A 26,208-nucleotide genomic window follows, 5' to 3' on the forward strand; every position below is an offset into this window, starting at 1 on the left:
GTTGTACATGGCCTTCCAGCTTGGCTTTCACCCCGTGGAAGTAAGCCAAGTCAATGGCTGCATAGAGGCCATCATCGAACTGTTTTGCTTTGCCGTCGAGCATGTTGACCGACGGGAGGATCACGCGGCCAAATGGTCGATTCCTTACGGCAGCCGTATATGAAGGATGCAGCGTCAGCAATTCTTGTTCCAAATCCGGATTGATGCTGGGCACGTCGAGCCGCAACACCGCGGCGCTGGCGTTTAGCAGCCAGGCGCCATCCGCTCCAAGCGGCCGGCGATCCACACGCGTTTGGTCGAAGGCCGGTTTCTTGCCGTCAAGCTTGTCGTCTACGAGTGCTTCATCTTCTCCTGGTTCTGGCGTCTTGTAGTCAGTCCGCTCAATTCCATAAGTCTTCTCAGGTCCAGTTCCAGAATCAAGAAACATTTTAACTCCGACAAAAACCAAGACCACCAGGACAATTAACACTCTTAAAGAAGTTCGCATGATGTTCGACCGAATTTACGCTCGCGAAAGATTGGCCCCGATCGATCACTTAGAGCGTGTTAAAAAAACCTAACCTCTTGATTTATAATGATGGCTCAATCCAAGGTGCATTGCAGAATTTCACGTGACGAAAATTTGCAGCGCCGATCCAATGTCGGATTTGGGGTCGCTATGGAGAGATTTACATAGTGACCCGGAGCGGACAATCGAGGTGTTGGAAAGCGGACGCGCAACAAATATGTAACTCGCGTAGGATATGCCGACGAAGGAGGCATATCAATCGAGTCACGCGAACGATGCGCTTCGTACCTCAACGCATCCTACGCAGGCTAACCAATCCTAATCCAGAAAAACCGAGCATCATAAGAGCAAGCGTGGCAGGTTCTGGAATATTTGATAGACCACACGATCCCGGCGTTCCGGTATTCAAGCAGGCCGCTTGGGGCGCGGTTAACGGTTTGTCATAGAGACGGATATAGTCCACTACACCGGCAGACGCTTCACCGCCACCCGTGACAACATCATCAATGAAGAAATTTACAATACCGCCGGTTCCCGAAAAAATCGCCAGATTGGTGGTGTCCGTGAAGGCAATTTGCTGAGTACCACCCAGATAACCAATAACCTGCTGAGTAGCACTGTTTCGGGTCAGGATCAAGTTAACGTCTTGGTTGGCTATGAATGCTCCGTTTGGCCCGTTTTCAAAATTGCCACCGGAAAATCTGACGAATTGCAATGCACTGGAATAATCATACAAACCCTCATCAGTGCCCAGGTTCTTGAAATCCACTATCTTTCGCCAACTGTCCAAAACGGCGAAATTAAACTTCATCTCGATAGAATAAGTTCCGGGATCGGAGAAGGCCCCGCTCAGGCTCAACCCTTGGTTCGTACCGAAACTATAGTTCGTAGGGTTCAAACTGCCGCCCACAGATACCAGCCCCGGCCCTCCCAATTGATCGGCCAGACTATTGTTTAATTCATAATCGTGGACGAGGTTTGCTTGGGCAGTCATAACCGCTAATGTGAGGACCGCGCCCGCTATAAGTTTGTACCGCTTTTTCATAGTATTAGCTCCTATGTGATGGCGCTTCGCGCCGAGAGTCTGACGTTTAGCCTAACTCGGCACTCTGCATCGCGCTGGAAGTCGCTTCCCAGCAGGCTTTCCCTCATACGCCTGCTGCTTCTACGTGGTAATAAATTTCCGCAAAAAGCAGCACTTCATATGTAGAGCGATAGCATACACCCAGGTCGCTTCAATGACTGCTTTGTGCAAACTTCTCCAGTGTCCGTTCCTGGCCGATAGTACTCGTTGATGTCTGCGCCCGTAAAGCGGTCATTGCTGAAATTGCCGGCGTTGCTCTCAACAATCAGGCTCCGATCAACCACGAAGGAGTCTGACATGGAAGCAGCACACACACGGGAGCCCTGGAACAAAGGCAAGCTGGTCGGGCAGAAGCCGCCCCTTAAGCCGAAAGACATCTGGGCCATCCGAATTTATCTTCAAAATCTGCATCAGATTAGAGACTTGGCCATGTTCAATCTTGCCATCGATAGCAAGTTGCGTGGCTGCGATCTCGTCAATCTGCGAGTTCGCGACATCACGCACGGCAACCAGATCATGGCGCGAGCGATGATCGTGCAGCGGAAAACGCAACGGCCTGTACAGTTTGAATTGACCGAACCTACGAGGACCGCTATCGCAGCGTGGATCGATAAGGGGAACCTGAAACCCGAGCAGTACTTGTTCCCCAGCCGGCAAGCTTCGTCACCTCATGTCTCAACGCGGCAGTACGCTCGCATTGTGCATCAGTGGGTCGCGGCCATCGGCCTCGATTCGACGGTCTATGGCACTCATACGATGCGGCGGACCAAAGCGACATTGATCTACAAGCGAACCAAGAATCTGCGGGCCGTTCAGCTTCTGCTCGGCCACACGAAGCTGGAGAGTACTGTCCGCTATCTTGGAATTGAAGTCGATGATGCCTTGGAGATCTCGGAGCAAACGGAAATTTAGCCGTTTCTTTCGATGCTGGTCGCACGGCCAAACTCTCTGTTGCACACCGTGCGACCGCTTTCTGGCATGATGATCAACGTGTACTGTCGGCCAGCAGCAGCCGCTCAGATTGCCTCTCCACTGCTGACGTTCGAACCCATTGACATCGCTCTCCTCAGTCCATAATCTGTAGTGCAAATAGCGGATGCGCTCGCGCAACTGGTCGAGCACCCTTGTAGCTTTTGGGGAGGAAGGGAAGCCGTGCTGTGTTTCACGATTCATTTAGTACTGGATACAAAAACAGTACATACGTCGAAAAGCCGCGCTACAAGGCCCTTTGGGGGCACCCTGTGGCGCGGAGTTATACAGCACGCACCGGAGTTGGGGCGCAAAGCTGTCTCCCCATAACAAAGTTAGACCCCATGGCGAACCGATTTGGGCTCCAGCGGCATATTCCAGAAAATATTGCGCTGGAAGTGCGCCGAAGGTCGAAGTTTGGATGTGTTATGTGTCGTTGTGCGATCTATCAGTACGAGCACATCGATCCAGAATACGCAGACGCGGAGGCCCACGAGCCGGACAAGATTTGCCTGTTATGCGGCGGATGCCACGACAGAGTCACCCGCGGGCGACTTTCCAAAGAAACGGTGAAAGCGCGTTACCTTGAAGTGCAGAGATCGAATGAGATTCACAGGCCCTTCGAGGACTTGGACCTTTCTGCGCAGAACATCTGTGTGGAAATGGGGACCGCGGTCTTCGAATATGCACGTCATCTGTTGCGAATCAACGGACATGACCTATTGTCAATCACCCCACCGAAGAACGGTTCCGCATTTCCCACTTTGAATGGCGTCTTTTGCGATCACACTGGGCGGGAAATATTTCGCATCACTGATAATATCTGGGAAGGCCCAAATGATGCATGGGACATACGCGTTATCGGGACCGAAGTTACAGTAAAGTCCGAAGGCAATCGCATTGCACTCGCCTTTAGAATCACCCCGCCTGACAAGATCGCAATAGGTCATCTGAACATGTACTTGGATAATTGCCATATTGTTTGCGGCGACCAGGGGATTTGGGTCGGGCAGGTATACGAGACTGGCTACACCTACATTGGGATAGGCAAGCTCAGGTGCCAGGGCGCTGAAATCGGCGTAGACGTTGACTCTCGAGGTGTCGGACCACCGGCTGTACGTGGCGTCAACATGACTGGTGGTGAGGGCGTGGTTCTCGATGGAACAGGGATACGTATAGCGGTGGGTGCTGTAGCAATGAATATCGGCGATCTAGAAGTATGGGTTCAGTAGCAGCACTAGCGTCTAATAACTCATTGGTGCGGCCGCCTGTCGGCGCCGCACAATTCAGACGTTGAACGTCCGCTATCCCAATCGGGCTACTTCCGCTTTGGGTCGCGTCCTGCCGTTCGACTTGGCCAAAGCGGCCATTCAAGTTCCGTAAGTGGGCAAATGTCCGGTCTTGCATTCACAGCGGACGTGATCGGCTAAAGAGCGAGTGTCGCCTTTGGCGGATAAGCGGTCAATCCCCGGGGTACCTCGCCCTTGTCTCTTGAACGACATTTCCCGGGCAGAGAGTGCACTCCGCGTGCGTCCGTGACCTCGAATTCCTTCTTCAGTAGAAACTCTAGCTGAGCCCACCGTTGATCGAGATCATCTGGCTGGAGATGTCGGCTGCGTGATCCAAAGCCACGAAACGGACGAGATCGGCGACTTCCTCACGCTTGCCGGCCCGCTGCATCCGCGCTAGCGTCCTGATCATTGCGGCGTCGCAACTCCCGTCGCCCATTCCGGTGGCAATGATTACCGGCGCCATGGTGTTGACCGTGATGCCGCGACTGGCGACTTCCGGGGCCAGCCACTTGCTCGCGGCATGCAGCGCGACCTTCGCCGCCGAGTCGTTGACCTGGCCGCGGTTGCCGGTGATGGCCGCGACCGACGAAATGTTGACGACCCGTCCTCAGCGTCTACGGATCATCAACAGGATCAGCGGCCGGGTGACGTTCAAGAATGCGATCACGGCAACGTCGATGACGCTGTCCCACTGCTCGCCGGACATGGCGGGACAGAGCGCGTCGGCATCGATGCCGGCATTGTTGACCAGGATCTGGATCGGGCCGGCGGCGACGATGTCCGACAGCGCCGTCGCGGTAGATTCGCGTTCGGCGACGTCGAAAATGACCGCTTCGACGCTGCCGCCGCAGGCGACGATCTCGCCGACGAAAGCCGCGGCCTTATCGCGGTCGCGGTTGGCGTGTACGATGACGTGTCGGTCGGTGGCCATCTGCGCGGAGCGCGCATCGCTGGCCGCATACTCGACGCGGGGCGAGGCAAGCATCATCGGCTGGCTGCTGCAGACCAAGGCGCTGATCATGATCATCGTCACCAACTGCGTCCGCTTTGGCCCGACGACCTTCCCGATGGCGAAAAGTTACGCCCTGCGCGTTTCCTGGGCATCTGCAAAAATGGGTGTAATTGGATGTAGTATTGTTGTCGGCCATGATCGCTTCGCATGCCGTCCAGATAACCCCGGAAATCCTGAGTCTCATCGCCGGAATCGATGAGTTCAAGGGTGCTTGGCGCGCGCTTGGCACGCTGGCGCCGGATCGGCTGGCTGCGCTGCGGCGGGTCGCCACCATCGAGAGCATCGGTTCATCGACCCGCATCGAGGGCAGCAGGCTGTCCGATCGCGAAGTCCAGCGCCTGCTATCCAATCTGCAGATCAAGTCTTTCGCCACCCGGGATGAACAAGAGGTAGCCGGCTACGCCGAGGTCATGGAAGTGGTGTTCTCGTCCTGGCAGGACATCGCGCTGACAGAGAACCACATCAAGCAGTTGCACCGCGATCTCCTGATCTACAGCGAGAAGGACGCATGGCATCGGGGCAACTACAAAACGACTACCAACAGCGTAGTGGCCTTTGATGAGGACGGGAAACCACTGGGCGTCGTCTTCGCAACGGCGACGCCATTCGACACGCCATCCCTGATGGCTGAACTGATCACCTGGTTCAACGCAGAGCGTCAGGCGGGACAGCTTCACCCCTTGCTGCTGATCGGTATCTGGATCGTGGTCTTCCTCGAGATCCATCCCTTCCAGGACGGCAACGGCCGGCTCAGCCGTGTTCTCACAACCCGGTTGCTCTTGCAGGCCGGCTATGCCTACGTGCCTTACAGCTCGTTGGAATGCGTGGTCGAGCAAAGCAAGGAGGCCTACTACCTGGCTTTGCGGCAAACGCAAGGCACGATCCGCACGCGTGCGCCGAATTGGCAACCATGGCTGATGTTCTTCCTGCGTGCGCTCGCCGAGCAGGTCCGCCGTCTCGATCGCAAGATCGAGCGTGAGAAGCTGGTATTGGCCTCGCTACCTGAGTTGTCGCTACGGATCGTCGAGTTCGCACGCGAGCATGGACGCATCACGATGGGTGATGCGATTCGACTGACCGGCGGCAATCGCAACACCCTCAAGCAGCATTTCCGGGCGCTGGTGGCACAAGGCCACCTGGGTCAGCACGGCGCCGGCAGGGGCGTCTGGTACGAGTTGCGGTAGGGGAGATTCACGCCCGGCATTCGCCACCAAGGCGATCTTTCGCAACTCGAGGTCCACGACGAGCAGCGTGAGCGATTCGATTTGCTCGCCGAGCGTGTCATTGCCCGTGACCCGGCTATCTGCTTCCTGAAGCTTCGTCCGCTACGCGGTGCGTACACCAGTTCGGGAACCACCATCTCCCAGGATTCGCATTGCGCGTTGATCCGGGACTTGTATGGATCCGCTACGTCCCGCGGTCGGCGCACGTGGATGGCGGCGACGCGGGCTTCGATGCAATGCATGTTGTTTTCCGGTTCGAAGTGCTGCGACAGGGCGCCGACGTCTACCCCTTGCGCATCGCACAATCGCCAAGCGCCGGCCGATGTCGGCCATAAAGCCGTGCGCGACATAGCGGGTTGCGCTACGATGATAGGGCGCGTCTGCGGCTTGGTCGTTGATCCGGAATGTTTTCCTATCTGAGCGGTGAAGGCCCGTTCACCTGCTTTACCTGCGAACGGTCATGGCCTATCCGCCCAACATGCCTGCTGCTGCCCGACGGCATATCGAAGCCGCAGATATCTTGTTCGCCAAATCTCGGGGAGACGTCGCCGGGTATCTTTATGGCATCGCGGCGGAGTGCGCACTCAAAGCCATGATGCTGGAAGCCGGGATGCGGCCTTCAGAAACGCGGCGGGATGATCCTTTTTTCGCCCACTTTCCGGAACTACGAAGCATGCTGCGAGATGCTCCACCCTGTGGACGCCGCGGGACGCCTCTGCTCCGCCTGATCAACGATGATCGTTGTAAGCGGCTTGGAGCTTATGCCCGAACGGACCGGGTTCTCGCGGGGCCAGACGACTTTGGTGCCGCGCGCGTCCTTGCCGACTCGACAGTCGTGCAGGTTCCGATAGGAGGCACCCGCATCCGTCTGGTTGACCGACGACTCGTGGGTGGGGATTGGCAGCGTCAACCCGCATCCGCGGCACCATTGCCAGCACGCTTTGCGTTTGCCAGCCTTAAGGGGGGCGTTGGACGTTCCACGGCCTTGGCGGTCGTGGCCGCCGATCTGGCGACACAGGGACTACGGGTACTGGCCATTGATCTGGATATCGAGGCCCCGGGTCTGGGGCCGATGCTTCTCAACGACGACAGCCTGCCCAAGTTTGGCGTGCTCGACGCTTTGGTCGAAAATGGCCTTGCCGGCCTCGATGAGCGCTTTCTAGCCGATCTGATCGGACCATCGATGCTCGCCAACCGGCGCGGGCGAATCGACGTCATCCCCGTGTTGGGGAGACGATCCCTTCGTCATCCGGCTGACGTGTTGGCCAAGATCGCGCGCGCCTATGCTGAGGATGTGGGAGACAATGGCTCCGTGGCGACTTTTCTGGATCAGGTTCGCTCTCTCGTGGATAGTTTCGCCAAGAGCAATCGCTACGATGCCATTCTGGTGGATGCGCGCGCCGGGTTGCACGAGACCACGGCTTCTTCCCTGATGGGGCTGGGTGCGGAAGTGTTTGTTTTTGGCCGGGACGAGCCACAGACATTCCAAGGATTCCGCGTACTTCTTGCTCATCTGGCACGTTTCGTCGACGCTGGCGGACCGCCGCCGGACCGCCGCCGGAGTGGCTGGCGAGGCTGACGCTCGTGCAGGGCCAAGCACCGAATTTGAGCTTGAAGTTATCTGCCGACAAGTACCGCGCGATTCGGCGGGCCATTGCCAATATCCCCGGTGATGTATCGAACGATGCGGTGGGAGCGAACGTCGCGAAGCTGGAAGACATTTACGCTCCTGAAACGCATTCCTCCGCATTGGACCCCGGCACGCCGATCATCCTGGGCGCACGCGGGAGTGGAAAGAGCTTCTGGTCGAGCGTGCTCGGGCGAGCGGATACCAAGGCGGCGGCGGCTAGGGCATATCCCAGGCTCGGGCTCGTGCAGGTCGAGGTGCAGTTCGGCTACACCGGTATCGGTGGTCCCGGCGGCGTTTCCGTTGACCAGATAGACAGGGCGGTGCCGCCGGATGCATCCAGCGAACAAGCGCGGAGCTTCTGGTGGGCAACCATTCTGAGCGCTGCGACCAGACAATCGGGTCAAGGGGACACGAAACCTAAGGACTTTCTCGACTCAGCCCGCGACTGGGAGCGGCGGGAAGACCTGCTCGATGGTCATGAGCAGCGCTTGCGCGGCGAAAACAAGACCCTGTTGATTGTTTATGATGCACTCGATACCGTAGCGCGAACCTGGAAAAGGCGACGCCTGTTGACCGAAGCGTTGCTGGAAGTGGTGTGGGCGATGCGGGCGTATCGGAGCCTTCGTGTCAAGCTGTTCCTTCGCCCAGACCAGATCGAGGACGATGCCCTTCGTTTCGTCGAGATCCCGAAGTTGCGCAACGGCGCCGTCAATCTGCAATGGTCAGGAAGCGACCTCTACGGCCTGCTGTTCGCTCGGCTGGCCTTGACCCCGGATGAGGAAGCGCGCAGTGCATTTGGACGACTCTTGGGCGAGAATGGCTTCACTCTTCCCGACAGCAACGCCGTTCTCACTCGCAGGTGGTCGTTGGGTGTGGTCCAGCACGATCAGAAGCTGATCATGGATGGCGTGGCTGGCCGCTTTATGGGGCAAGGCATGTACGCCTTCAAGAAGGGAAGCACTTACCAATGGCCGATCACCCACTTGGCGGACGCGTTTGACGAAGTGACGCCGCGCAGTTTTCTCGGCATGATGATTGCTGCGGCCAAATACGGCCCCGCGCCTGAAGACAAGGTGATCACGCCCGACGGCATACGTCACGGTCTGCGCGAAGCGTCCAAGACCCGTGTTGACCAGCTTCATCAGGAGTTTCCCTGGATCAAGGGCGTCCTCGCTCCGCTGGCGGGTCTGCTTCTCCCACAGTCCGAGGAAGGGGTCTTTGACGTTTGGCGCCGGGCGACGACGGTGGATCGGCTCAAACAAGACGCACAGACCCACGATTATATGCCTCCATTTCCTGACGAAGAGCAGGGCAAAGAGCGTGATCTTTGCGTCGCCATGGAGCGGATCGGCGTCATGTTCCGGCGCAAGGACGATCGCGTGGATATGCCCGACCTGTTTCGTGTTGCCGCCAGACTGTTGAAGAAGGGAGCAATCGCGCCACGCTGATGGGCGATGGACCCGCGCCATGCTCGCCGAACTGAAGGGAAGACGATGATCTCCTTGAACAGGTCGCCATCCGCTCCCCCGTTCTGCGTTGCCAGACTGGCGCCGACCTGCCGGTTGTTCAGCACCTCGACGATGTCATTCGAGATTGCGCAGCGAGTGCAGGATGCTCGGGATTTCCTTGCGCGAGAGCCGTGAGCGCGCCCGCGGACCGAGCGGGACGCTGCGCATCGACGCTCTCGCCGCCGCCCTACGACCCGTGGCCGGGCGTTCGTGAAACCGGCGAGCGGACGACCTCCAGGTTGCCTGAGCGCGCCCAGTCGGCGACCGGCCGGCGCGACCAGTTGAGGAGCGCTTCGGGCGATTCGCCATGGGCGTCGAGCGCTCCCATCCAGCCATTGCGGCCGGCTGCCTTGACGGCATAGAGCAGCGGTAGCTGGCGACGCGGGAATCGGCCGTGGTGGCGATCCAGTCGGTGTCGAATCCCTGCAACTGGTAGGCGTAGCGCAGGCGGCCGGAATCGCTGTAGTCGAGTGCCGCGAAGACCAGGCTGAAGCCGCGCTGCGGCGGCACCAGTTCAAACCCTTCCTGGATGTGGCCGACCGGCTGGCGCTGGCCGTCGATGGCGAACTCGGAAACCACCAGTGGCGGCGCGTAGTCCGAGGCATCGAAGCCCTCCGGTCTGACCACCAGGATTCCCCTGCTGCCACCGAACAGCAGTCGGCCATCCGTCGTCCTGGTGTGGGCAAGGAACCAGCCGGTACCCAGATCCGCACCATCGGCGGCGGTCAACTCGTCCAGCCGGTCCGTCGCGGGGTCATAGACGTATATCTGCGTCCAGATGCGACCGCGCCCATCCTCCAGCAGATTGCCGCCAAAGGGACGCGTGACGATTCCATGGCGTTCGCTGATGCGCTCGAAGGCCGCATGTTGGCCATCCCAATGGCGCATGCGATGCAGTCCGGTGACCGCGGTGTCTACCCACAGGGTCTGCTGACGGTCGAAGAGCAGTCCGATGACGCTGGGGTTGCCGAGGCCGGCGCCCTCGGCGCAGGCGACGCTTCGCAATTCGTGTTCGCCAGCTGCGGCGCGAAAAAGCCCCTTGCCGCTGCCCACCCACACGCTGCCGTCACTTGCCTCGGCAAGAGCGTTGATGTCGGCACGCAGCGACTGCCCTGCGTGTTGAGCGACGCGAACGATTGCCGCCGTGCCGGGCCGCAAGCGGAACACGCCATCCTGCGTGCCTACCCACAGGGAGCCGTCGGTGCTCGCCAGCAACTGACGCGTCAGCCCTCCGGCATGCGGCAGGACTCGCAATTGCCGGTGGTCCCGGGTGAACTGATAGAGCGCGGAGTCGGTGCCGAGCCAGAGCGTACCGTCGCGAGCCTGCGCCATCGCCTCGATGCGTGCGGGCGGCAGCGGCTGTCCGGACGCCTCAGGCGTCGCCCGGGCGGGTGCCGGAGTGCAAGGCGCCGACGACGCGTAGCTGCCTGTCCAGCACGGCGACACCACCCTTGTGGGAGGCGGCCCAGATGTTCCCGTCCGATGCCTCGAACAAGGCCTGCACGATGCGGCCGGCCAGGCTGGCACCGCCATTTGCCGCAGCGTTCGAGAAGACCGGTTCGAAGTGATCGCTGCCGGGCTGGAGACGGCTCAAGCCGGCCCAGGTACCCACCAAAGTGCGCCTTGGCGGTCGAGCAGCAGTGCCTGGACGCGATCGTCGGGCAGGCTGCCGGCTGTCAATTCCGGTGCCGGGAAAAGCTGCCGCTGCGCGGGTCGAAGCGCTCCAGCCCGCCGCCCTCGCTGCCGATCCAGATGCCGCCCGCCGCATCCTCGACCAGGGCGCAGATGGTCGGCAGCGCGCCGGCCTTTCCGTCATCGTCGCCGCGGTGGAAACTGACGCGTTCGCTCGCCGGATCATAGACCGCCAGGCCATCCCATTCGGTGCCTATCCACAGGCGGCCATCGCGCCCCGCCAGCAGTACACGGATCCAGCCGAGGTTGCGTTTGCCGGGGTGTGGGCTATCGCGTTCCTGGGCGCGAAAGCGGTAGCCGTCAAAGCGCACCAGGCCGTCGCCCTTGGCTATCCACATGAACCCGGCGCGGTCCTGCGCCACCGTCGGCACCACGTAGCGCGGAATGATGCCGACACCGACCGACTCGAAACGTGGCTCGACCAGAGGATTCCCGGCGTCGGGAAACGCCGGGGTAGCAGCGTGGACCGAACTGGCGGCAATGAGGGCGATGAGGGCAAGCGGCTGCTGTTTCATCGCACTACCGTCTTGATGAAGATCCATTTTCTCCATGCATGTATGATGCGTAGCAGTCACGCCTTGCGAAGCGGGGCGCAGTCGTCATCTCCCGGCCGAAGCAAACCCGCTTATCCCTCCAGCAAATTCCACCAGCCATGAAGCCATGACTTCCCTCATCTCGATTACAATCCCGCAGGAACTGATCACGGCGTTGCATGAAGCGAAGCATGTCCTGGTTTTTACAGGAGCCGGGGTTTCTGCAGAGAGCGGCATTTCCACCTTCAGGGATCCGCTCACTGGCTTGTGGGAGCGTTTCGATCCCGAAGACCTCGCCACCGCCAATGGATTTCGTCAAGACAAGGCGTTGGTCTGGGGTTGGTACGAATGGCGGCGAATGAAGGTATTGAAGGCGCGGCCCAACCCCGCCCACCGGGCGATTGCCGAACTGGCGCAACATGTGCCCAGGCTTACCGTCGTCACGCAAAACGTGGACGACTTGCACGAACGCGCCGGCAGTACCGATGTGCTGCATCTCCACGGCAGCCTGCATTCCCCGCGTTGTTTTGCTTGTGCCCGTCCTTTCAGTTTTCCGCCTGGCATCCCCGATGAGCCAGAAGGTGGGCGGCGGCTGTGCCCACCTCAATGCAGCCACTGCGGCGGTGATATCAGACCCGGGGTCGTCTGGTTTGGTGAAAACCTGCCCGAAGATACGCTGAAACAGGCGTTCGCCGCTGCAAGAGAGTGCGATCTGCTATTCGCCATCGGCACGTCCGGCATTGTCCAACCCGCAGCACGCATTCCCTCTCTGGCCAAGAAGGCTGGCGCGAAGCTGGTCCAGGTCAACCCGCAGGGAACACCGTTGGATTACGAGTGCACCTGGTCGCTACGGGGAGGTGCCGGGAAGATCATGCCCAGCCTGGTGCAGATGGCATTCCTGTGGTCATGACATGATCTGGTCACGCAAACCCCTGCTGCATACACGTCGGGCTCGCCGAGACATGCCGATCCCGGAAGATTTCCGGGTAACGCCGGCAAAGAAGATCGTCAAGTGCCTTTTGCATGGCTATGCAAACTTCAGTTCCCGTAATGCTCCGACATGGGCCGACAACAAAGTCTTCAGGAACTCCTCGCTGCATGTGCCCTCCTGGGTTCTTTTCATCAAATCGTCAACGATGTCTCTGACTTTCGGCCTGAGTGGGGGCAACTCCCTGACAAGATCATCGAGCGTCTCTCTGGCGAATCGCTCAAGTCGACGGGTCATTTCTCTGGCCGTCTTTTGCGCGACTTCAGTTGGAAAAACGAGGCTTCCGATAAGGAGCTGCCTGTGATGCAAAGCGAAGAAGATAGTCTGATCCGTCAGATCGTCGAGGTGATCGTTCGCGAGGCTGACCCGGACGCGGTGATCCTGTTCGGTTCGCGTGCGCGCGGTGAGGCGCGGCCGGAGTCCGACGTCGACCTCCTGATCATCGAGCGAGCACCCTTCGGCCCGCAGCACAGTCGCCGCCAGGAGACGGCGCGGCTGTACCTTGCCCTGCGCAAACTGGCCGTGTCCAAGGATCTGCTGCTCTACAGCCGCGACGAATTCGAGCGCTTCAAGGACTCCTCGCACCATGTCATTGGCCGCGCCAGACGGGAAGGCCAGGTCTTGCATGCGAGAGCTTGACCAGACTCGGGCCTTGCTGGTCATGGCCCGCAAGGACTTCGATGCGCTGCGTGGCATGATCGACAATCCGCTGTTTGCCGATGAAATCTTCGGCTTTCATGCCCAGCAGGCCATCGAAAAAGCCCTCAAGGCCTGGCTTGCTACTGCTGGCCATCGGCGCCTTCGCGCTCGGCACCTACCACCGGGTTTTCGAGGCCGAGCTGATCCAGCGTTCGAGCGACCCGAACACGGCCGACCCCGTCGTCGGCTCGCTGCTCGTCGTCCTTGTCTTCGAGGCGGCGCGGCGCATCCTCGGCTGGGCGCTGCCGGTCATCTGCGGTCTGTTATGGTCGGTCTCACCCTCACCGGCGTGCTGATCCGCGGCACCGCGCTCGCCGCACGCCTGTCATCATTCAGAGGGGGCGCTTGACCGTTAGAGCACCGCGGATCTGTCCTTTCACGTAACCGGTTGCGCGGTCGTTCGGGTAGTGGTCGGCCAGCTTCTGCCGCAGGTCGGCATCGAGTCCTTCGACGGGACCGTGGCAGCCGAGGCAGATCTCGCTGACCGGCAGCGCCTTCATGTAGCGCAGCACCGGCCGACCGTCGACGGTGACGATCTCGCTCTTCTCGATCGTGTCGGCCTTTTCGCCGCTCGCTGCGCGGCGGTCGAAGTCGGCGAGCTGTGCGGCTTCCCAGGCATCCGGCGTACCGCGCTCCGCGTTGCGGGTTTTCAGGCTGACGCGCCGGATGTCCCAGCCGGTTTCGGCGCGCTTCTTCCCGATCAGCTGTGGTGCCAGGTCCTTGCAGACGGGAATCGCGCCGGCAACTCCCTCATTTGCCACCGCTTCCTGCATCGTGGCGATGACCTTGGGGATGACGGGCAGGACGGTGCTCCTGGTTTCGGCGCTCAGCGCAGCCAGATCCTGGGCGCAGACGGGCAGAGTGCAGACGAGCAAGGCGATGCTGACGGGTAATTTCATGGTGATGATCCTCGGTTTGTTCAGGCGACAGTGACGGGCGTTTCGCTGACCGAGAAGGCAATGTCTGCACCCGTCTGGACGATCTTCTTGACGGCACACTCGTTGATCGCCTGGAGAACGCGTTCTCTCTGTTCAGTGGAGAAGCTTTCGGGAAAACTGACTTCGGTGCGGAAGCGGGACAGCGTCAGCGGACCGCCGTGGCCGGCGAACGGCCTGCAGCCGATCCTGATTCCGGCTGCAGACACGCCCATCGCCTTGCACTCCTTCTTCGCATAGACAGCCGCGCAGCTCGCCAGCACAGCGTAGAAAGCCTCCAGCGGGTTCATCAGCGAACCATCGACGGCGTAGCTCACCTGATGCTTGCCGCCGCTGACCGTAATCACCTTCGAATCATCGACATTGACCGAATACATGCAACTCTCCTGATAAAGATGGGCCCCGGATCAATTGTCCGGAACTGACTGCGCCTGGCGCGCGCGCGACAGGCGCTCGAAGGCGGTGAAGATGGCCATGCCCGCGAGCATGGCGAACACGAAGACCAACCCCTTGTCCGCGCCGGTGCCAAGCAGGACGAGAGCCGGCCCGGGGCAGATTCCCGCCAGACCCCAGCCGATGCCGAACAGCGCGCTGCCGATCAGCAGTCGGCGGTCGATCTGCCGGGCAGTCGGCATCTGCAACGGCTTGCCGCGCAGCGAGGTCTGCCGCCGCCCGGCAACGCGGAACGCAAGCAGGCCGACGGCAATCGCCCCGGCCATGACCAGCGCCAGAGAGGGATCCCAGTCGCCGGCGAGATCGAGAAAAGCGAGCACCTTGGCCGGGTTGCTCATGCCGGAAACGATCAGGCCGCAGCCGAAGAGGAGACCGATCAGCAGTGAAATCAGCACGCTCATGTGAAGCTCCTAGGCGAAAAGATGGCGACCGGCGAAGGCGGTCGCGAAACCGGCGGTCATGAAGACGATGGTGGCGACCAGCGAGCGCGGCGACCGGCGCGACAGCCCGCAGACGCCGTGGCCGCTGGTGCAGCCCGAACCGAGCCGGCTGCCGAAGCCGACCAGCAGTCCGGCGACCACGAGCGTTGCCCAACCGGCATCGATGCGGCTCTGCGGCAATTCGGCAAGCGCTCGGTAAAGCAGCGGCGCTGCCACCAGCCCGAGCGCAAACGCCATCCGCCAGGCGACGTCGCCCTTCCGGAGCGGTTGCAGCAAGCCGCCGACAATGCCGCTGATGCCGGCGATGCGTCCTTCGAGAAGAATCAGCAGCGCCGCCGCGAGGCCGATCAGCAGGCCACCGGCAAAGGCGCTGGCGGGTGTGAAATGCAGCCAGTCGATGGTGATCATGGGTTCTCTTTCCGTGCTTGCGGGCAGTACAGTTCATAGAGCGTGCCGAGCAGGGCGAGCACCCGTGCGTCGGCGACCGAGTAGTAGATCTTCTTGCCGTCACGCCGCGTGTTGACCAGCCCTTCGCTGCGCAGAACGCCGAGTTGCTGCGACAACGTCGGCTGGTGGAGATCGAGCAGTTCCTCGAGCTCGCCGACGCACTTCTCGCCCTGGCTGAGCTGGCACATCAGCAGCAGGCGGTTGGCGTTGGCCAGCACGCCGAGGACGGCCGTCGCCCGGCCAGCCGCGGCGCGCATCGATTCGATATCAAGAGTTGTGTTGGGCATGGCTCGATCTAGTCATCAATTTATACTTGACAATATTATGTTTTAAAGTATTATGTATGTCAACATATTGTGTGACTGGCCGATACCGGGCTGCCGCCACAGCGGTCGCTCATCAGCAACTCGCGGTGCGGGGCTTTCGTCGCGCCGTGTAAATGCACGGCGGCCAGTCGCTTACCAGGGATACCGCCATGCACATTGAAGGTTTCTTCGATCCGTCGACCAGCAGCAACAGCTACCTCGTTTTCGATGCCGACCGAACGCGCTGCGTCGTCGTCGACAGCGTGCTTGATTACGATCCGCGCGCGGGAAGGATCGGAACCGACCATGCCGACCGTTTGATCGGCCGCGTCGCCGAAACCGGCGCCCGCGTCGAGTGGATTCTCGAGACGCACGTCCACGCCGATCACCTTTCCGCCGCCGCCTACCTCAAGGAGAAGCTTGGCGGCCGGACAGCCATCGGCAAGCAGGTGACCGTCGTGCAGAGCGTGTTCGGCAAGCTGTTCAACGCCGGACCGGGTTTCGCCACCGACGGCAGCCAGTTCGACCATCTCCTTGCCGACGGCGAGACGATCACCGTCGGCAGCCTGAGCATCACGGTCATGCACACACCCGGCCACACCCCAGCCTGCGTCAGTTACCTGTTCGCCGACGCTGACGAGCAGGCGGTATTCGTCGGCGACACCCTGTTCATGCCCGATACCGGCACCGCCCGCTGTGACTTTCCCGGTGGCGATGCGCACACCCTCTATCGTTCGCTGCGCCGCCTACTTGCGCTGCCGGCGGCGACCAGACTCTATCTCTGCCACGACTACCCGCCGAGCGAGCGGCCGAACTCCTTCGTCAGCACCGTCGGCGAGCAGCGCCGCGGCAATATTCACGTGCACGACGGCGTCAGCGAGGAGGAATTCGTCGCCCTGCGGAACCGCCGCGATGCGACGCTGGCGGTGCCGGTCCTGCTGCTTCCCGCCGTGCAGGTGAACATGCGCTGCGGCATGCTGCCCGAACCCGAGGGGAACGGGACGCGCTATCTGAAGATCCCGCTCAACACGATCTGAGCCGACGATGCCGATACTGAGCGACCCCTCCGTCATGGCCCCGCTGCTCGGTGCCGCTGTCGGGCTGATCCTCGCCCTGACCGGCGCCGGCGGTGGCATCATTGGCGTACCGCTGCTGGTCTTCGGGCTCGGGCTACCCATTCAGCAGGCCGGACCGATCGGCCTGCTGGCTGTCGGCCTGGCCGCCGGACTTGGCTCCCTGCTCGGCCTGCGCCAGGGAATCCTGCGCTACCGCGCCGCGGCGTTGATCGGCGTCTGTGGACTGCTCACCGTGCCCGCAGGAGTCTTCCTCGCACAGCGCATCCCGAATCAGCCGTTGACGCTGGCGTTTGCACTGCTGCTCGCCTGGACGGGCTGGCGAGCCCTGCGGCGCGTGCGCTTACAGCCGGACAGTGGCGAGTCGGCCACCAACCCCCGACCCTGCCGGCTGAACCCGGATGTCGGACGATTCGACTGGAATTTGCCTTGCGCCTGCGCGCTTGGCGGAACCGGTCTACTGAGTGGTCTCCTCAGCGGTCTGCTGGGCGTCGGCGGCGGCTTCGTCATCGTCCCCGCGCTCACCCGCTACACCGATCTGCCGGCCGAGAGCGTCATCGCCACCTCTCTCGGCGTCATGACGCTGGTTTCGGTCGGTGGCATCGCGGCGGCCGCGGCGGAAGGCAGCATCGTCTGGCCCATCGCCCTGCCTTTCGGCGGTGGCGCGATCGCTGGCCTGCTGCTCGGCCGTGCTCTTGCCGCGCGCTTCGCCGGCAGACGCCTGCAGCAGAGCTTTGCCGTCCTCTGCCTGATCGTCGCGGCCTTGCTGATCGGACGCGTGGCGAGCGCCGTCGTCTGATCGCCGAGTGAGTCGCATACGCGACTTTCACATTAACCCGCCACAGACTCTAAGGCTCTGCTGTCGCGGCCGGAATGAAGGCGAAGGCGTGCGTGTCCAGGTGCTCAAGCATCACCCGGCGCTCGCGTGGGTTGTCCAGTCGGCCTCAGCTCATCGACCAGAATCATCGGGACGGTCCTGGTTGCGCTGGAAAGACAACCGGGTTCGGCGAGGGAAACGGTCCGGAGAGCTGTGGGGGAACCAATGGGTTCGCTATCGGCAAGGGGGTGTTTGCCCCCTGCCCCGGCCCGGTTCTGACGCCTGTCGCGATAGGCATCACGACGAACCGCCATTGCGAATAGCGCGACTTCTCTTCGAAGGCCTGATTCGCAGTTTCGAACCCGGCGATCTTGATCGGGTGGTCGTCGGAGAGGCTGTGGATCCCCATGATCCCGCCACCTGGCGCCGGCACCAGACCCCAGTCGTTCTTGCCGGTAATCGGGTCGGGATAGAGCTGCCGCAGGTGTCGGCGAACGCCGGGATAACGCGGATCCTTGAGCAGGTCGGCGAGCGATCCGGGGTAGCGGCGGTCACCAGCGGGACTGCTGTTGAGGTAGCTGCTGATCGCCCGGCGATAGGCGTCGCCGACCTCGAGCAGGCGCTGCTCGGCTTCTCGCCGCTGGACCAGACTCCCCAGGGTCAGCGTCGCACTCGTCGCCAGCGCCAGGACGGCGACCAGGATCATCAGCCCCAGGTAAGTGAAGCCGGTCTGCAGACGGCGTTCGGAAAGGCAGTGAGCGGGCGGCATCGCTAGAGATCGGCGAAAGGCTTGCCGTCGAGGGTGCTGCCGGGCGCGCCGCTCTTGAGGTCGTAGACCTTGCCCTTGGCGTCGGGCGAATTGTTGGTATTGGTGGGCGCAATGATCGTCCAGGTGCTGCTACTCGCGGTGATCGGGTCGTAAGGCAGCGAGCGCAGGTATTTTTCGCTGACCAGCTCGTCGAGGCTCTCGGGATAACGCCCCTTGTCGCCGTAGAACTTGTCTATCGTCTCGCGGACGAGATGCAGATTCTCGCTGAGCACCGCTTCCTTGGCGACGTCGACGCTGTGGATGTACTTCGGTACGGCCAGGGTGAGCAGCAGCGCGATGATCGACAGCACGACGAGCAGTTCGATCAGCGTGAAACCCTGCCGGTGCCGGCCGACGCAGGACACGCCCGGCAAACGGTCATGACTTTGCAAGACACCCCCGATGATGAAAGTCATGACCGTTTCCCTCCCTTGCCGGGCGCATTCCGGCTTGCACGCCGGAATCGTTCGATGGGCGCAGAGCATGCTCCGCGAATTCCCCATCTCACCCCCCAACCCCTTCCACGGCCCGCGCTGCATCGCGGGCCGGCTGCGGCGGCGCGGAGCGGTGCTCCGCGAAACCCCGCCTGCGCCCCCGCGAGTGGGGGAGGGGAGATTCGTGAGTCGCTCGCGACTTTCATAGTAACGGCCGCGCTGCCTGGGCGGATTCCCGATCCCTACCATTTGCGGTAGGGAATGCCGTTGAGGCCGATGCCGCTCGATTTCGAGTACACGTCGTACACGTCCTCGCCTTCCTTGGGGTCATCAGGCTCGCTGGCGTAGGCGCGTTTGGCCCAGGTCTCGGCCGCCGGCAGCGCGGTATCCGGATGCAGCGGATCGCGCGGGATCCGTCGCAGGAAGTAGATCTTGCGATGCTTGGGGTCACGCAGATCCTCTTCGCCATCGACGAGGATCTGCAGGTTTTTCGGATAGCCGGTGTCGTTGAGTGATTTCCGGATGCGCCCTTCGTCGCTGGCTTTCTTGTAGAGGTCGATGCCCGCGCGCAGCTCGCGCAGCGCCAGTCGGAGGTCCTGCTCGCGGCTGCGCTGCAACGAGGTCTGCGCCACCGGGACGACGATCGTGGCGAGGACGGCGACCAGCGCGAGGGTGATCAAGAGTTCGATCAGCGAAAAGCCGCGCGCTTGATGTGCGCTTTCCCTTTCCGGAGCTCGCGAGGGCCTCCGGAGGCGCAATGGAAAGGCAGGTGCGGGCGGCATCGCTCAGGGTGTGATCGTCAAGGCGTGCGCTCCGGGCAGGGTGGGATTGATCGTCAACCCCCCCGATGCCACCGGAGCAATGGTGATCAATTCGACGCGCGCGGTGCCGGCTGCCAGGGCCCGGAAATTGATGGTGGCGAGGGTGTCCGGGGCCGTGGCGCCACCGTCACCGGATCGCGTCGCGGTCATCAACACCTGTCCGCCAGGGTCAATGCGATAGGTGAAGCTGGTCTGCGCGCCACCCTGCTTGAGGAAACCGCCCTCGCTGACATTGGCGACCTGCAGCAAGCGTGGATCGAAGCCGATCGCCAGGGGCACGCTGACTACCGGCCGATCGGTCTGCATCACCAGTTGCAGCGCGAAAGTGTCACCGACCCGGATTTGTGTCGGCCCCTGCCAGAGCAGCAGAGCCGATCCAGCCGCCTGCAAGGCTGGCTGGACAGCGGACGGCGACAGTGATTCCGGCTGCAGCGTGCTGCCCTCGACCGCCGACGCAAAAGGATTGACCGGCGAGGATGCCGCGCTGGTCTGCGCGGTCGCTGCCTGCGCGTTGAGCCCCGATCCGGATTGCGCCTGCGGTGCGAACGGATTGACCTGCCCGCCGGGAGTTGCCGATCCGCCAGGCTTGGCCGTCCCGGCCGCGGGCGGAGCAGAGGCGGCCAGCGAGGGCGCCAGGGCGCCGAACACCGGCGCGGCCCCGCCGCTGCCGCCGCTGCCGCCGCCGCCATCAACCCGGCCACGGAAGCTGGTTTCGGTGCCGCCATCGAACTCGGCCAGATAGGCTTCCGGCCGATGAATGTTGCGCAGAATGCGGGGCGTGATCGAGAGCACGATTTCGGTCTTGACGCCCTCGTCGTTGTGACTGCCGAACAGCCGACCGAGGATCGGAATGTCGCCGAGAAAAGGCAGCTTGCTGGCGGTTCGCCGGTCCTCGTCGCTGATCAGACCGGCGAGCAACTGGTTCTCGCCATCCTTGAGGCGCAGCACGCTGGTCGCCGTGCGCGTGCCGATCTGGTAGGCGACGGTGCCGTTCTTGGTGGTGATCTTGTCGACGATGTTGCTGACTTCGAGCGTCACCTTCATCGCCACTTCGTTGTCGAGATAGATCGTCGGTTCGATGTCGAGTTTCAGGCCGACATCGATGTAGGTGACCGATTCGGAAGAGAAACCAACGGTCAGGGTCGAGGTGATGTTCGGTACTCGCTCGCCAATCAGGATCTTGGCCTTTTCCCGGTTGCGCGCGCGAATGCGTGGGTTGGCGAGCAGGTTGACATCGCTGTCGAGCTGATTGGCTCGGACGGTGACCGGACCCACCGTGACGCCAATCGTCGACGAATTCAGGTCGCGCAGATTCTGCACGGTCAGACCATCCACCGGCAATGCCCGCAGCGCGACTGCGTCCGGCCAGTTGACCCCCAGCGCCTGCAGGCGCGAGCGCTTGACCTCGAGAATCTCGACTTCCAGCATCACCTCGGGTTCCGGCACGTCCTGCAGCGCAACCATCTTGTCGGCCAGACGGATCGCTTCCGGACTGTCGCGGATCAATAGCAGGTTCAGCTTCTCGTCGACCACGATGTCGCGCGTCTTGAGGATCGTCTTGAGCGTGGCCGCAACCGTCTTGGCGTCCGAATTCGCCAGGTAGTAGGTCTTGACCAGCAGCGCCTGGTATTCCTTCTGCTTGGCTGGCGTATTCGGGTAGACCAGGATCGAGTTGCCATTGAGAACCCGTTGTTCGAGCTGGTTGGTCAGCAACAGGACGTTGATCGCGGCCTCGATGGTGCTGTTGCGCAGAAAAATGGTGGTTTTCTGGTCGGCGCGAATGTCCTTGTCGAAGACGAAGTTGAGACCCGAAGTCCGTGAAATCACTTCGAAGACCGTCTTCAGCGGCGTATCCCTGAACTCGATGGTGATCGGTTTCCGGAAGGCTGCGGTCAACACCGACTCTTTCGCTGCCTTGGCGGCGCTCTCTTCGATGACTTGTTGCAGGGCCAGCGCGCGCGCGTGTTTCGGGTTCGCGGTCAGGATCGTTCGCAAGCGCGCCAGCGCACTTTCGCCATCCTTCTTCGTCCACGCCTGTTCGGCTTCCTGATAGAGGAGGTCATGCCGGGCGGCGCTCTCGATCAGCCGCAAACCGGCCAGTGCACGCGGATTGCCAGGCTGCAGCTGCAGCACGCGGCGGTAGGCGGCCTCGGCGTCGGCGTAGCGCAGAGCGGCCAGCGCACGCTCGGCCTGGTCGATGCCGGCATGGATCACTCTTTCCTGAGCGCGGGTATAGCCGATGCGGTACTCGACGGCACCCGGGTCGAGAAGCATCGCTTCCTGGATTTTGGCCAGACCGGCTTCGACCTTCTGTTCGGCCAGCAAGGCCTGCCCTTCGCGGTAGGCATTCTGCGCTGCACATCCGGCCAGCATGAGTGCCGCTGCCACCCCCAGGCAGCGACGCCGCCATTCACTCGCTCCTGTTCCTGTCGATCCGATCTCGCCGGAATTTCGCCTGCTCACGATTACGATCCTCCGATCGGGATGGTTTGCGACTGTTGCAAGGGCAAATAGAGCAGCGTCAGCGTCGGTGGCCTGATTTCCTGGACCCGGTAGAGACCGGTCAGGGTCATCCCCTCGCGAACGATGAACACTTCTTCGCCACGTCCGAGGTAGGCTTCCCATTGCCCCGCTTCGAGCTTCTTGCCGAGGTACACGAAGGGCAGCGGCGGCGCCATCGGCGGCGGCGGTTTCGCCGGCTTCTCGGGGATCGGCGGTGGCGGCAGCCAGCTCAGCGAGGGAAAGAGGTCACGAAGTTCACGACTCGCCTGCTCTTCGGCCACCGCCGGGATCAACTGTGCGCGCGCAATCAATGCGGCGACTTCCAGGCGGGTCGATGCCTTCTTCTCCGCTGCGGCCCCGGCTGGCCGGCCAGCGTCGGACGCCGGCGAGGATACACCAGTGCCAGGGCGGCCGCCAGTCCGTGGCGCAGCAGCTTGCACGACCTCCCCGCTCGGCGCATCCACCGGCGTCTTGTCGCCAAACAGCGCCAGCCACGCCGCCGCGACCAGCAGCAACCACAGGATCGAGCGACGGCGATTCATGGGTCGATGCTGCTGCCAGCATCGGCGGCACCGGCCGGCCGCAACCACAGGGTCAGGCGAACCCTGGCTTCGATCTGGTTGATGCCGATCTCCTCGCGCTTGAAGCCGAGTTCATTGAGCGCGGTGTAGGGCTGCGTGGCGAGAATCTCCTCGATCCAGCGCCGCACGTCGGGGTAGCGCCCTTGCACCGGCACGATCATCTGCAAGGTATCGACCTGCGCCTTGGCATCGTGGCCACGCAGGTACTCGGCGCGTGTGGCCAGCAGGCGATGTGCTGCCGCCGCATCGAGGATGGCCTGGATGCTCGGCCGCACCTGATCCTCTGCGGCCAGAGTCTCACGAAAAGCCCCGTAATGACTTTCCGAAGGAGATACGGGCGCCGCCGGCGGCTCCGGGCTGCTCGCCGCGAGTGCCCGCAGTTCTTCGAGAATTGCCTGTTTTTTAGACAGATCGGCTTCCAGCCTGGGAATCACGACGATCGCCAGGCCCAGCAGCAAGCAACCCAGGACGGCCAGCAGCAACCACCAGGGACCATGCCGCCGCAGCCAGATCTCGGCGGCCAGCCGTAAGCGGTCGACGAGCAGTGCCAGCCGGTTCACGGCTCTTCCTGGGGCGGTCCACTCGCCACTTCGCCCGCTCCATTCTCGAGCAGCGCCTCGAACAGGAAACGCAGCGGCCGCGTCGGATCCTTCTCGTTGATTTCCTGTTTGCTGACCATAGCACCGGCAAAAGGCCGGGTCGATCCGAGCGCCGCCAGGTAAGCCAGCAAGTGTTGATGATTTTTCGCCTCGGCAAGACCCTTGACCAGTCGCCGGCGGTGGTCCGGTTCAATCTGCAGCAGGGCGATGTCGGGAGTCGCGACGCTTTCGAAAGCGTCGAGCAGCGCCGGCCAGGGGGTATTGAGCTGCCCGATGGCGCTGTTGATGGCGAGGATCTCCGGCTCGGAGAGGACCCGCGACACGCGCGCTGGCGGCGTTTGCAACACCACCTGTTGCCGCGCCAGCGCGAGCGCGGCATTCGCGGCCTCGACCTGCTGATCGAGTCGCAGCCATTGCCAGAGGATCGCCATGCCGACAAAAAAGGCCAGCAGCGCGAGCGCGACCAGAAACAGCCGGGCGCGCGCCGCGACCGGCAGACGCCACAGCGACTGCTCGACGAAATCGACCTGGAGTCGCTTCATCGCGGCCCTCCGGCCAGCGCCAGTTGCTCGGCCACTGGCCGCTCGCCCGGCGATCCCTTCGGGCAAGGCAGAGGGATGGTCCGCGAAACGATCCCGGCAACCGTCGCCGCTGCCGGCAACCATTTGGCGCCTCCTGTCCATAACAGCGATTGCCCTGGCGGCATGCCCACACCGACCGCGTTGCGCAGACGCTCCTGTTCGAGCAGCGTTTCGAGTTCGGCCAGATCCGGCGCCGCCGGCAGCCGCAGCGTACGCAGGCCGGCGAGTTCGCCATGCTGGTGGTGAACCAGCGTCAGGGTACGCGCGAAACCGATCCCCAGCCAGCCGTCGGCAGGAATCGCAGGACATACCCGGTTCCAGACGCGAACCAGCGCCGGGGTCGCCGAATCCAGCCGCCAGCCCTGCGTGCGCGCCAGACCTTCGAGCGCCTGGTAGAGTTCCCGCGGCAGCGCGCAGCTCACGAAAGGCGCCGCCGCCTGCCAGTCGGCAGCCAGCAGCCAGGGCTCGGCGGACTCGCCGTACAAGGCCGCAAAGCGTGCCGCTGCACTCGCCCGCAGTTCGCGCAGACCCCGCGCACCGCGCGGTGGCATGACCACGAAGCTGCGCGCCAGGCTGTCATCGAGCGTCACCACCAGCGGAAGGCGGGCCGCATCGGCGACCGGCTGCGCCGGCGCCAGCGCCGACAGTGCGCCGCACAGCGCTGCCAGCGATGCCGGCTGCGCCGGGTCGAAATCGAGCGCCGCCAGCGTCTCGACTGCCGACTTCGCCACCGCCGGCAGCGCCAGCAGCACCGCACTATCGGCAGCGCAGCCGAGCAGCAATCGCTCAACCCGAAAGCGTGACACGACGCAGCTCTTCGAGCGTGGTTTCACCGTGCGCCACCAGGCGCAGCGCGGCCTCGGTCAGGCTGCGCGTGCCGTTTCGGTACGCGAGTTCCTTCAGTTGCCGGATCGGGCGCTTCTCGATGATCAGTTCGCGCAGCTCGTCGTTCAGGTTGAGGATCTCGGCAACCGCTTTGCGCCCACGATAACCGCTGCCACGACAATCACCGCAGCCGCGGCCGCGCCGGAAATCGAAATGCGCCAGATCGTCGCCGGCCAGATGAAAGCGCTCGAGTTCGGCATCGCGCGGCGTGTCGGCTTCGCTGCAGCGGCTGCAGTTCACGCGCAACAGGCGTTGCGCCCAGATGCCATTGAGCGCCGAGGCAAAGGCGTAGGGGTCGATGCCCATGTGGGTGAAGCGACCGAAGACGTCGAAGACGTTGTTGGCATGTACCGTGGTCAGCACCAGATGCCCGGTCAGCGCCGACTGGACGGCGATTTCGGCGGTCTCGCGGTCACGGATTTCGCCAACCATGATCTTGTCGGGGTCGTGACGCAGAATCGAGCGCAGGCCACGCGCAAAGGTCAGCCCTTTCTTGTCGTTGACCGGAATCTGCAGGACGCCGGGCAACTGGTATTCGACCGGATCCTCGATGGTGATGATCTTGTCGCGACCGTTGTTGATCTCGGAAATCGCACCGTACAGCGTCGTGGTCTTGCCCGAACCGGTCGGGCCGGTGACCAGCAACATCCCGTAGGGTTCTTCGACCAGCCGGCGCAGCGACTTCAGGGCATGCTCGTCAAAGCCCAGCGAGTCGAGCGTCAGTGAACCATGCGCCTCAATGACGCCGCGCTTGTCGAGGATGCGCACGACTGCGTCCTCGCCGTGGATGCACGGCATGATCGACACCCGCAGGTCGATGTCGCGGCCGGCAACCTCGACCCGGAAGCTGCCGTCCTGCGGGATGCGTCGCTCGGCGATGTCGAGTTCGGCCAGCACCTTGAGGCGCGAGATCACCTGCTCGGCGAGCGCCACACCGCTGATCTGGGCGACCGTATCGAGGACGCCGTCGAGACGGTACTTGATGGTGATGCCGCTGGGCGTGCTTTCGAGGTGGATGTCGCTGGCGGCGGCCCGCACTGCGTCATAGACGGTCGAGTTGACGAGTTTCACCGCCGGACTCGAAGCGCCACTGACCGAAGCGAAGCTCAGCACCTCGGCCGTACGTCGCTCGGGCGCGCTACCGTCATCCTGCACCAGCGAATGCACCGCGTGCAGCGACTCCTCATGCTTCGACAGATAGGCCTGAATGTCCGCCGCCAGCGCCAGGCAGTAATGCACCGGCGTGCCGGCCAGGCTGCCGAGCCAGACCATGCTGTCGGCGTCGAAAGGATCGGCGATGACGCCGAGGATCTGGCAGTCACCCGCCGCCTGCGGCGAGCGCAGCAGCACGCAGCNGCTGCGTGCTGCTGCGCTCGCCGCAGGCGGCGG

At 62.5% G+C, this 26,208-nt stretch carries 28 protein-coding genes and 3 pseudogenes; 10 read left to right on the plus strand and 21 right to left on the minus strand.

The window, feature by feature from the left end; genetic code table 11:
* Both E4Q08_RS20455 and E4Q08_RS20460 read right to left on the minus strand, forming a co-directional pair.
* A pseudogene (locus E4Q08_RS20455) lies at positions 1-427 on the minus strand (hypothetical protein); the annotation flags it as partial.
* Positions 428-797: 370 nt separating this feature from the next.
* On the minus strand, positions 798-1,553 hold the full coding sequence (locus E4Q08_RS20460; RefSeq protein ID WP_169071728.1) for a PEP-CTERM sorting domain-containing protein: 756 nt from the start codon (positions 1,551-1,553) through the stop codon (positions 798-800).
* A gap of 336 nt (positions 1,554-1,889) precedes the next feature.
* Here E4Q08_RS20460 and E4Q08_RS20465 point away from each other — a divergent pair, with 336 nt between their 5' ends.
* Positions 1,890-2,504 carry a tyrosine-type recombinase/integrase gene (locus tag E4Q08_RS20465; protein WP_034917943.1) on the plus strand — a complete coding sequence of 205 codons (615 nt, stop codon included), beginning with the start codon at positions 1,890-1,892 and terminating at the stop codon, positions 2,502-2,504.
* 138 nt (positions 2,505-2,642) lie between these two features.
* Here E4Q08_RS20465 and E4Q08_RS26270 read toward each other — a convergent pair.
* Positions 2,643-2,758 (minus strand): annotated as a pseudogene (locus E4Q08_RS26270) (integrase); the annotation flags it as partial.
* Positions 2,759-2,905: 147 nt separating this feature from the next.
* On the opposite strand from E4Q08_RS26270, the gene E4Q08_RS20470 reads away from it, so the two are divergent.
* The gene (locus E4Q08_RS20470) at positions 2,906-3,793 is read left to right on the plus strand and encodes a hypothetical protein (protein ID WP_169071729.1); all 888 of its coding nucleotides are present in this window, start codon (positions 2,906-2,908) and stop codon (positions 3,791-3,793) included.
* Between the two features lie 334 nt (positions 3,794-4,127).
* Here the strand turns inward: E4Q08_RS20470 and E4Q08_RS20475 are convergent.
* Positions 4,128-4,880 (minus strand): annotated as a pseudogene (locus E4Q08_RS20475) (SDR family oxidoreductase).
* 119 nt (positions 4,881-4,999) lie between these two features.
* Here E4Q08_RS20475 and E4Q08_RS20480 point away from each other — a divergent pair.
* From E4Q08_RS20480 to E4Q08_RS20490, 3 genes are all read left to right on the plus strand, one after another.
* On the plus strand, positions 5,000-6,049 hold the full coding sequence (locus tag E4Q08_RS20480) for a Fic family protein (RefSeq protein ID WP_169071749.1): 1,050 nt from the start codon (positions 5,000-5,002) through the stop codon (positions 6,047-6,049).
* Between the two features lie 712 nt (positions 6,050-6,761).
* Entirely contained in the window at positions 6,762-7,667 is a 906-nt protein-coding gene (locus tag E4Q08_RS20485; RefSeq protein WP_169071730.1) for a ParA family protein, read from the plus strand.
* 5 nt (positions 7,668-7,672) lie between these two features.
* The gene (locus E4Q08_RS20490) at positions 7,673-9,166 is read left to right on the plus strand and encodes a hypothetical protein (RefSeq protein WP_308240190.1); all 1,494 of its coding nucleotides are present in this window, start codon (positions 7,673-7,675) and stop codon (positions 9,164-9,166) included.
* Between the two features lie 135 nt (positions 9,167-9,301).
* Here E4Q08_RS20490 and E4Q08_RS20495 read toward each other — a convergent pair whose 3' ends face one another.
* From E4Q08_RS20495 to E4Q08_RS20505, 3 genes are all read right to left on the minus strand, one after another.
* Entirely contained in the window at positions 9,302-10,675 is a 1,374-nt protein-coding gene (locus E4Q08_RS20495; protein ID WP_372703812.1) for a ligand-binding sensor domain-containing protein, read from the minus strand.
* Positions 10,599-10,838: a hypothetical protein gene (locus E4Q08_RS20500; RefSeq protein ID WP_169071732.1), complete on the minus strand. Its 240-nt coding sequence runs from the start codon at positions 10,836-10,838 to the stop codon at positions 10,599-10,601. Before E4Q08_RS20500 ends, E4Q08_RS20495 begins: the two co-directional genes overlap by 77 nt.
* A gap of 64 nt (positions 10,839-10,902) precedes the next feature.
* Entirely contained in the window at positions 10,903-11,460 is a 558-nt protein-coding gene (locus E4Q08_RS20505) for a ligand-binding sensor domain-containing protein (protein ID WP_169071733.1), read from the minus strand.
* Positions 11,461-11,578: 118 nt separating this feature from the next.
* Here E4Q08_RS20505 and E4Q08_RS20510 point away from each other — a divergent pair, with 118 nt between their 5' ends.
* The 3 genes from E4Q08_RS20510 to E4Q08_RS20520 all read left to right on the plus strand — a co-directional run bounded on the left by E4Q08_RS20510 (position 11,579) and on the right by E4Q08_RS20520 (position 13,487).
* Positions 11,579-12,361: an SIR2 family NAD-dependent protein deacylase gene (locus E4Q08_RS20510; RefSeq protein ID WP_169071734.1), complete on the plus strand. Its 783-nt coding sequence runs from the start codon at positions 11,579-11,581 to the stop codon at positions 12,359-12,361.
* Positions 12,362-12,742: 381 nt separating this feature from the next.
* Positions 12,743-13,078, plus strand: a complete 336-nt coding sequence (locus tag E4Q08_RS20515; RefSeq protein WP_169071735.1) for a nucleotidyltransferase domain-containing protein — start codon at positions 12,743-12,745, stop codon at positions 13,076-13,078.
* Positions 13,079-13,133: 55 nt separating this feature from the next.
* Entirely contained in the window at positions 13,134-13,487 is a 354-nt protein-coding gene (locus E4Q08_RS20520) for a HEPN domain-containing protein (protein ID WP_372703813.1), read from the plus strand.
* Here the strand turns inward: E4Q08_RS20520 and E4Q08_RS20525 are convergent.
* The 5 genes from E4Q08_RS20525 to E4Q08_RS20545 are packed head-to-tail and all read right to left on the minus strand — an operon-like array spanning position 13,471 to position 15,700.
* Positions 13,471-14,037 (minus strand): Tll0287-like domain-containing protein, encoded by a 567-nt coding sequence (locus tag E4Q08_RS20525; protein WP_169071737.1) that lies wholly within the window; start codon positions 14,035-14,037, stop codon positions 13,471-13,473. The genes E4Q08_RS20520 and E4Q08_RS20525 overlap by 17 nt on opposite strands.
* A 20-nt stretch (positions 14,038-14,057) precedes the next feature.
* A complete protein-coding gene (locus tag E4Q08_RS20530; RefSeq protein WP_169071738.1) occupies positions 14,058-14,450 on the minus strand; it encodes an OsmC family protein in 393 nt (130 codons plus the stop codon).
* Between the two features lie 30 nt (positions 14,451-14,480).
* Complete coding sequence (locus tag E4Q08_RS20535; RefSeq protein ID WP_169071739.1) at positions 14,481-14,927, minus strand: YeeE/YedE family protein; 447 nt, start codon at positions 14,925-14,927, stop codon at positions 14,481-14,483.
* A gap of 9 nt (positions 14,928-14,936) precedes the next feature.
* Positions 14,937-15,371, minus strand: coding sequence for a YeeE/YedE family protein (locus tag E4Q08_RS20540; protein WP_169071751.1), 435 nt, complete (start codon positions 15,369-15,371; stop codon positions 14,937-14,939).
* Positions 15,371-15,700, minus strand: a complete 330-nt coding sequence (locus tag E4Q08_RS20545) for an ArsR/SmtB family transcription factor (protein WP_248595040.1) — start codon at positions 15,698-15,700, stop codon at positions 15,371-15,373. The genes E4Q08_RS20540 and E4Q08_RS20545 overlap by 1 nt, the downstream gene beginning before the upstream one ends.
* A 188-nt stretch (positions 15,701-15,888) precedes the next feature.
* On the opposite strand from E4Q08_RS20545, the gene E4Q08_RS20550 reads away from it, so the two are divergent.
* Complete coding sequence (locus tag E4Q08_RS20550; protein WP_248595041.1) at positions 15,889-16,755, plus strand: MBL fold metallo-hydrolase; 867 nt, start codon at positions 15,889-15,891, stop codon at positions 16,753-16,755.
* Between the two features lie 16 nt (positions 16,756-16,771).
* Entirely contained in the window at positions 16,772-17,590 is an 819-nt protein-coding gene (locus E4Q08_RS20555) for a sulfite exporter TauE/SafE family protein (RefSeq protein WP_169071753.1), read from the plus strand.
* 163 nt (positions 17,591-17,753) lie between these two features.
* Here the strand turns inward: E4Q08_RS20555 and E4Q08_RS20560 are convergent, their stop codons facing one another.
* The 9 genes from E4Q08_RS20560 to E4Q08_RS20600 form a co-directional block, all read right to left on the minus strand.
* The gene (locus E4Q08_RS20560) at positions 17,754-18,377 is read right to left on the minus strand and encodes a type II secretion system protein (RefSeq protein WP_211203514.1); all 624 of its coding nucleotides are present in this window, start codon (positions 18,375-18,377) and stop codon (positions 17,754-17,756) included.
* Between the two features lie 2 nt (positions 18,378-18,379).
* Positions 18,380-18,832: a type II secretion system protein gene (locus tag E4Q08_RS20565; RefSeq protein ID WP_169071741.1), complete on the minus strand. Its 453-nt coding sequence runs from the start codon at positions 18,830-18,832 to the stop codon at positions 18,380-18,382.
* A gap of 260 nt (positions 18,833-19,092) precedes the next feature.
* Entirely contained in the window at positions 19,093-19,632 is a 540-nt protein-coding gene (locus E4Q08_RS20570) for a type II secretion system protein (RefSeq protein ID WP_169071742.1), read from the minus strand.
* Positions 19,633-19,635: 3 nt separating this feature from the next.
* Complete coding sequence (locus E4Q08_RS20575) at positions 19,636-22,134, minus strand: secretin GspD/PilQ domain-containing protein (RefSeq protein ID WP_169071743.1); 2,499 nt, start codon at positions 22,132-22,134, stop codon at positions 19,636-19,638.
* A gap of 2 nt (positions 22,135-22,136) precedes the next feature.
* A complete protein-coding gene (locus E4Q08_RS20580; RefSeq protein ID WP_169071744.1) occupies positions 22,137-22,715 on the minus strand; it encodes a hypothetical protein in 579 nt (192 codons plus the stop codon).
* On the minus strand, positions 22,712-23,314 hold the full coding sequence (locus tag E4Q08_RS20585; protein ID WP_169071745.1) for a hypothetical protein: 603 nt from the start codon (positions 23,312-23,314) through the stop codon (positions 22,712-22,714). The genes E4Q08_RS20580 and E4Q08_RS20585 overlap by 4 nt, the downstream gene beginning before the upstream one ends.
* Positions 23,311-23,895 (minus strand): hypothetical protein, encoded by a 585-nt coding sequence (locus E4Q08_RS20590; protein ID WP_169071746.1) that lies wholly within the window; start codon positions 23,893-23,895, stop codon positions 23,311-23,313. The genes E4Q08_RS20585 and E4Q08_RS20590 overlap by 4 nt, the downstream gene beginning before the upstream one ends.
* Positions 23,892-24,740, minus strand: a complete 849-nt coding sequence (locus tag E4Q08_RS20595) for a hypothetical protein (protein ID WP_169071747.1) — start codon at positions 24,738-24,740, stop codon at positions 23,892-23,894. Before E4Q08_RS20595 ends, E4Q08_RS20590 begins: the two co-directional genes overlap by 4 nt.
* The coding region (locus E4Q08_RS20600) for a GspE/PulE family protein (RefSeq protein WP_169071748.1) at positions 24,721-26,208 on the minus strand (1,488 nt) is incomplete at its 5' end. The genes E4Q08_RS20595 and E4Q08_RS20600, both read right to left, overlap by 20 nt.

Source organism: Candidatus Accumulibacter contiguus, assembly GCF_012940005.1.
Taxonomy (GTDB): Bacteria; Pseudomonadota; Gammaproteobacteria; order Burkholderiales; family Rhodocyclaceae; genus Accumulibacter; species Accumulibacter contiguus.

Bases quoted from the DNA above. Each gene is read 5' to 3' on its own strand.
- E4Q08_RS20460 (WP_169071728.1), bottom strand. From the start codon at position 1,553: ATGAAAAAGCGGTACAAACTTATAGCGGGCGCGGTCCTCACATTAGCG.
- E4Q08_RS20465 (WP_034917943.1), top strand. From the start codon at position 1,890: ATGGAAGCAGCACACACACGGGAGCCCTGGAACAAAGGCAAGCTGGTC.
- E4Q08_RS20470 (WP_169071729.1), top strand. From the start codon at position 2,906: ATGGCGAACCGATTTGGGCTCCAGCGGCATATTCCAGAAAATATTGCG.
- E4Q08_RS20480 (WP_169071749.1), top strand. From the start codon at position 5,000: ATGATCGCTTCGCATGCCGTCCAGATAACCCCGGAAATCCTGAGTCTC.
- E4Q08_RS20485 (WP_169071730.1), top strand. From the start codon at position 6,762: ATGCTGCGAGATGCTCCACCCTGTGGACGCCGCGGGACGCCTCTGCTC.
- E4Q08_RS20505 (WP_169071733.1), bottom strand. From the start codon at position 11,460: ATGGATCTTCATCAAGACGGTAGTGCGATGAAACAGCAGCCGCTTGCC.
- E4Q08_RS20510 (WP_169071734.1), top strand. From the start codon at position 11,579: ATGACTTCCCTCATCTCGATTACAATCCCGCAGGAACTGATCACGGCG.
- E4Q08_RS20515 (WP_169071735.1), top strand. From the start codon at position 12,743: ATGCAAAGCGAAGAAGATAGTCTGATCCGTCAGATCGTCGAGGTGATC.
- E4Q08_RS20520 (WP_372703813.1), top strand. From the start codon at position 13,134: ATGATCGACAATCCGCTGTTTGCCGATGAAATCTTCGGCTTTCATGCC.
- E4Q08_RS20525 (WP_169071737.1), bottom strand. From the start codon at position 14,037: ATGAAATTACCCGTCAGCATCGCCTTGCTCGTCTGCACTCTGCCCGTC.
- E4Q08_RS20530 (WP_169071738.1), bottom strand. From the start codon at position 14,450: ATGTATTCGGTCAATGTCGATGATTCGAAGGTGATTACGGTCAGCGGC.
- E4Q08_RS20535 (WP_169071739.1), bottom strand. From the start codon at position 14,927: ATGAGCGTGCTGATTTCACTGCTGATCGGTCTCCTCTTCGGCTGCGGC.
- E4Q08_RS20545 (WP_248595040.1), bottom strand. From the start codon at position 15,700: ATGCCCAACACAACTCTTGATATCGAATCGATGCGCGCCGCGGCTGGC.
- E4Q08_RS20550 (WP_248595041.1), top strand. From the start codon at position 15,889: ATGCACATTGAAGGTTTCTTCGATCCGTCGACCAGCAGCAACAGCTAC.
- E4Q08_RS20560 (WP_211203514.1), bottom strand. From the start codon at position 18,377: ATGCCGCCCGCTCACTGCCTTTCCGAACGCCGTCTGCAGACCGGCTTC.
- E4Q08_RS20565 (WP_169071741.1), bottom strand. From the start codon at position 18,832: ATGACTTTCATCATCGGGGGTGTCTTGCAAAGTCATGACCGTTTGCCG.
- E4Q08_RS20570 (WP_169071742.1), bottom strand. From the start codon at position 19,632: ATGCCGCCCGCACCTGCCTTTCCATTGCGCCTCCGGAGGCCCTCGCGA.
- E4Q08_RS20580 (WP_169071744.1), bottom strand. From the start codon at position 22,715: ATGAATCGCCGTCGCTCGATCCTGTGGTTGCTGCTGGTCGCGGCGGCG.
- E4Q08_RS20590 (WP_169071746.1), bottom strand. From the start codon at position 23,895: ATGAAGCGACTCCAGGTCGATTTCGTCGAGCAGTCGCTGTGGCGTCTG.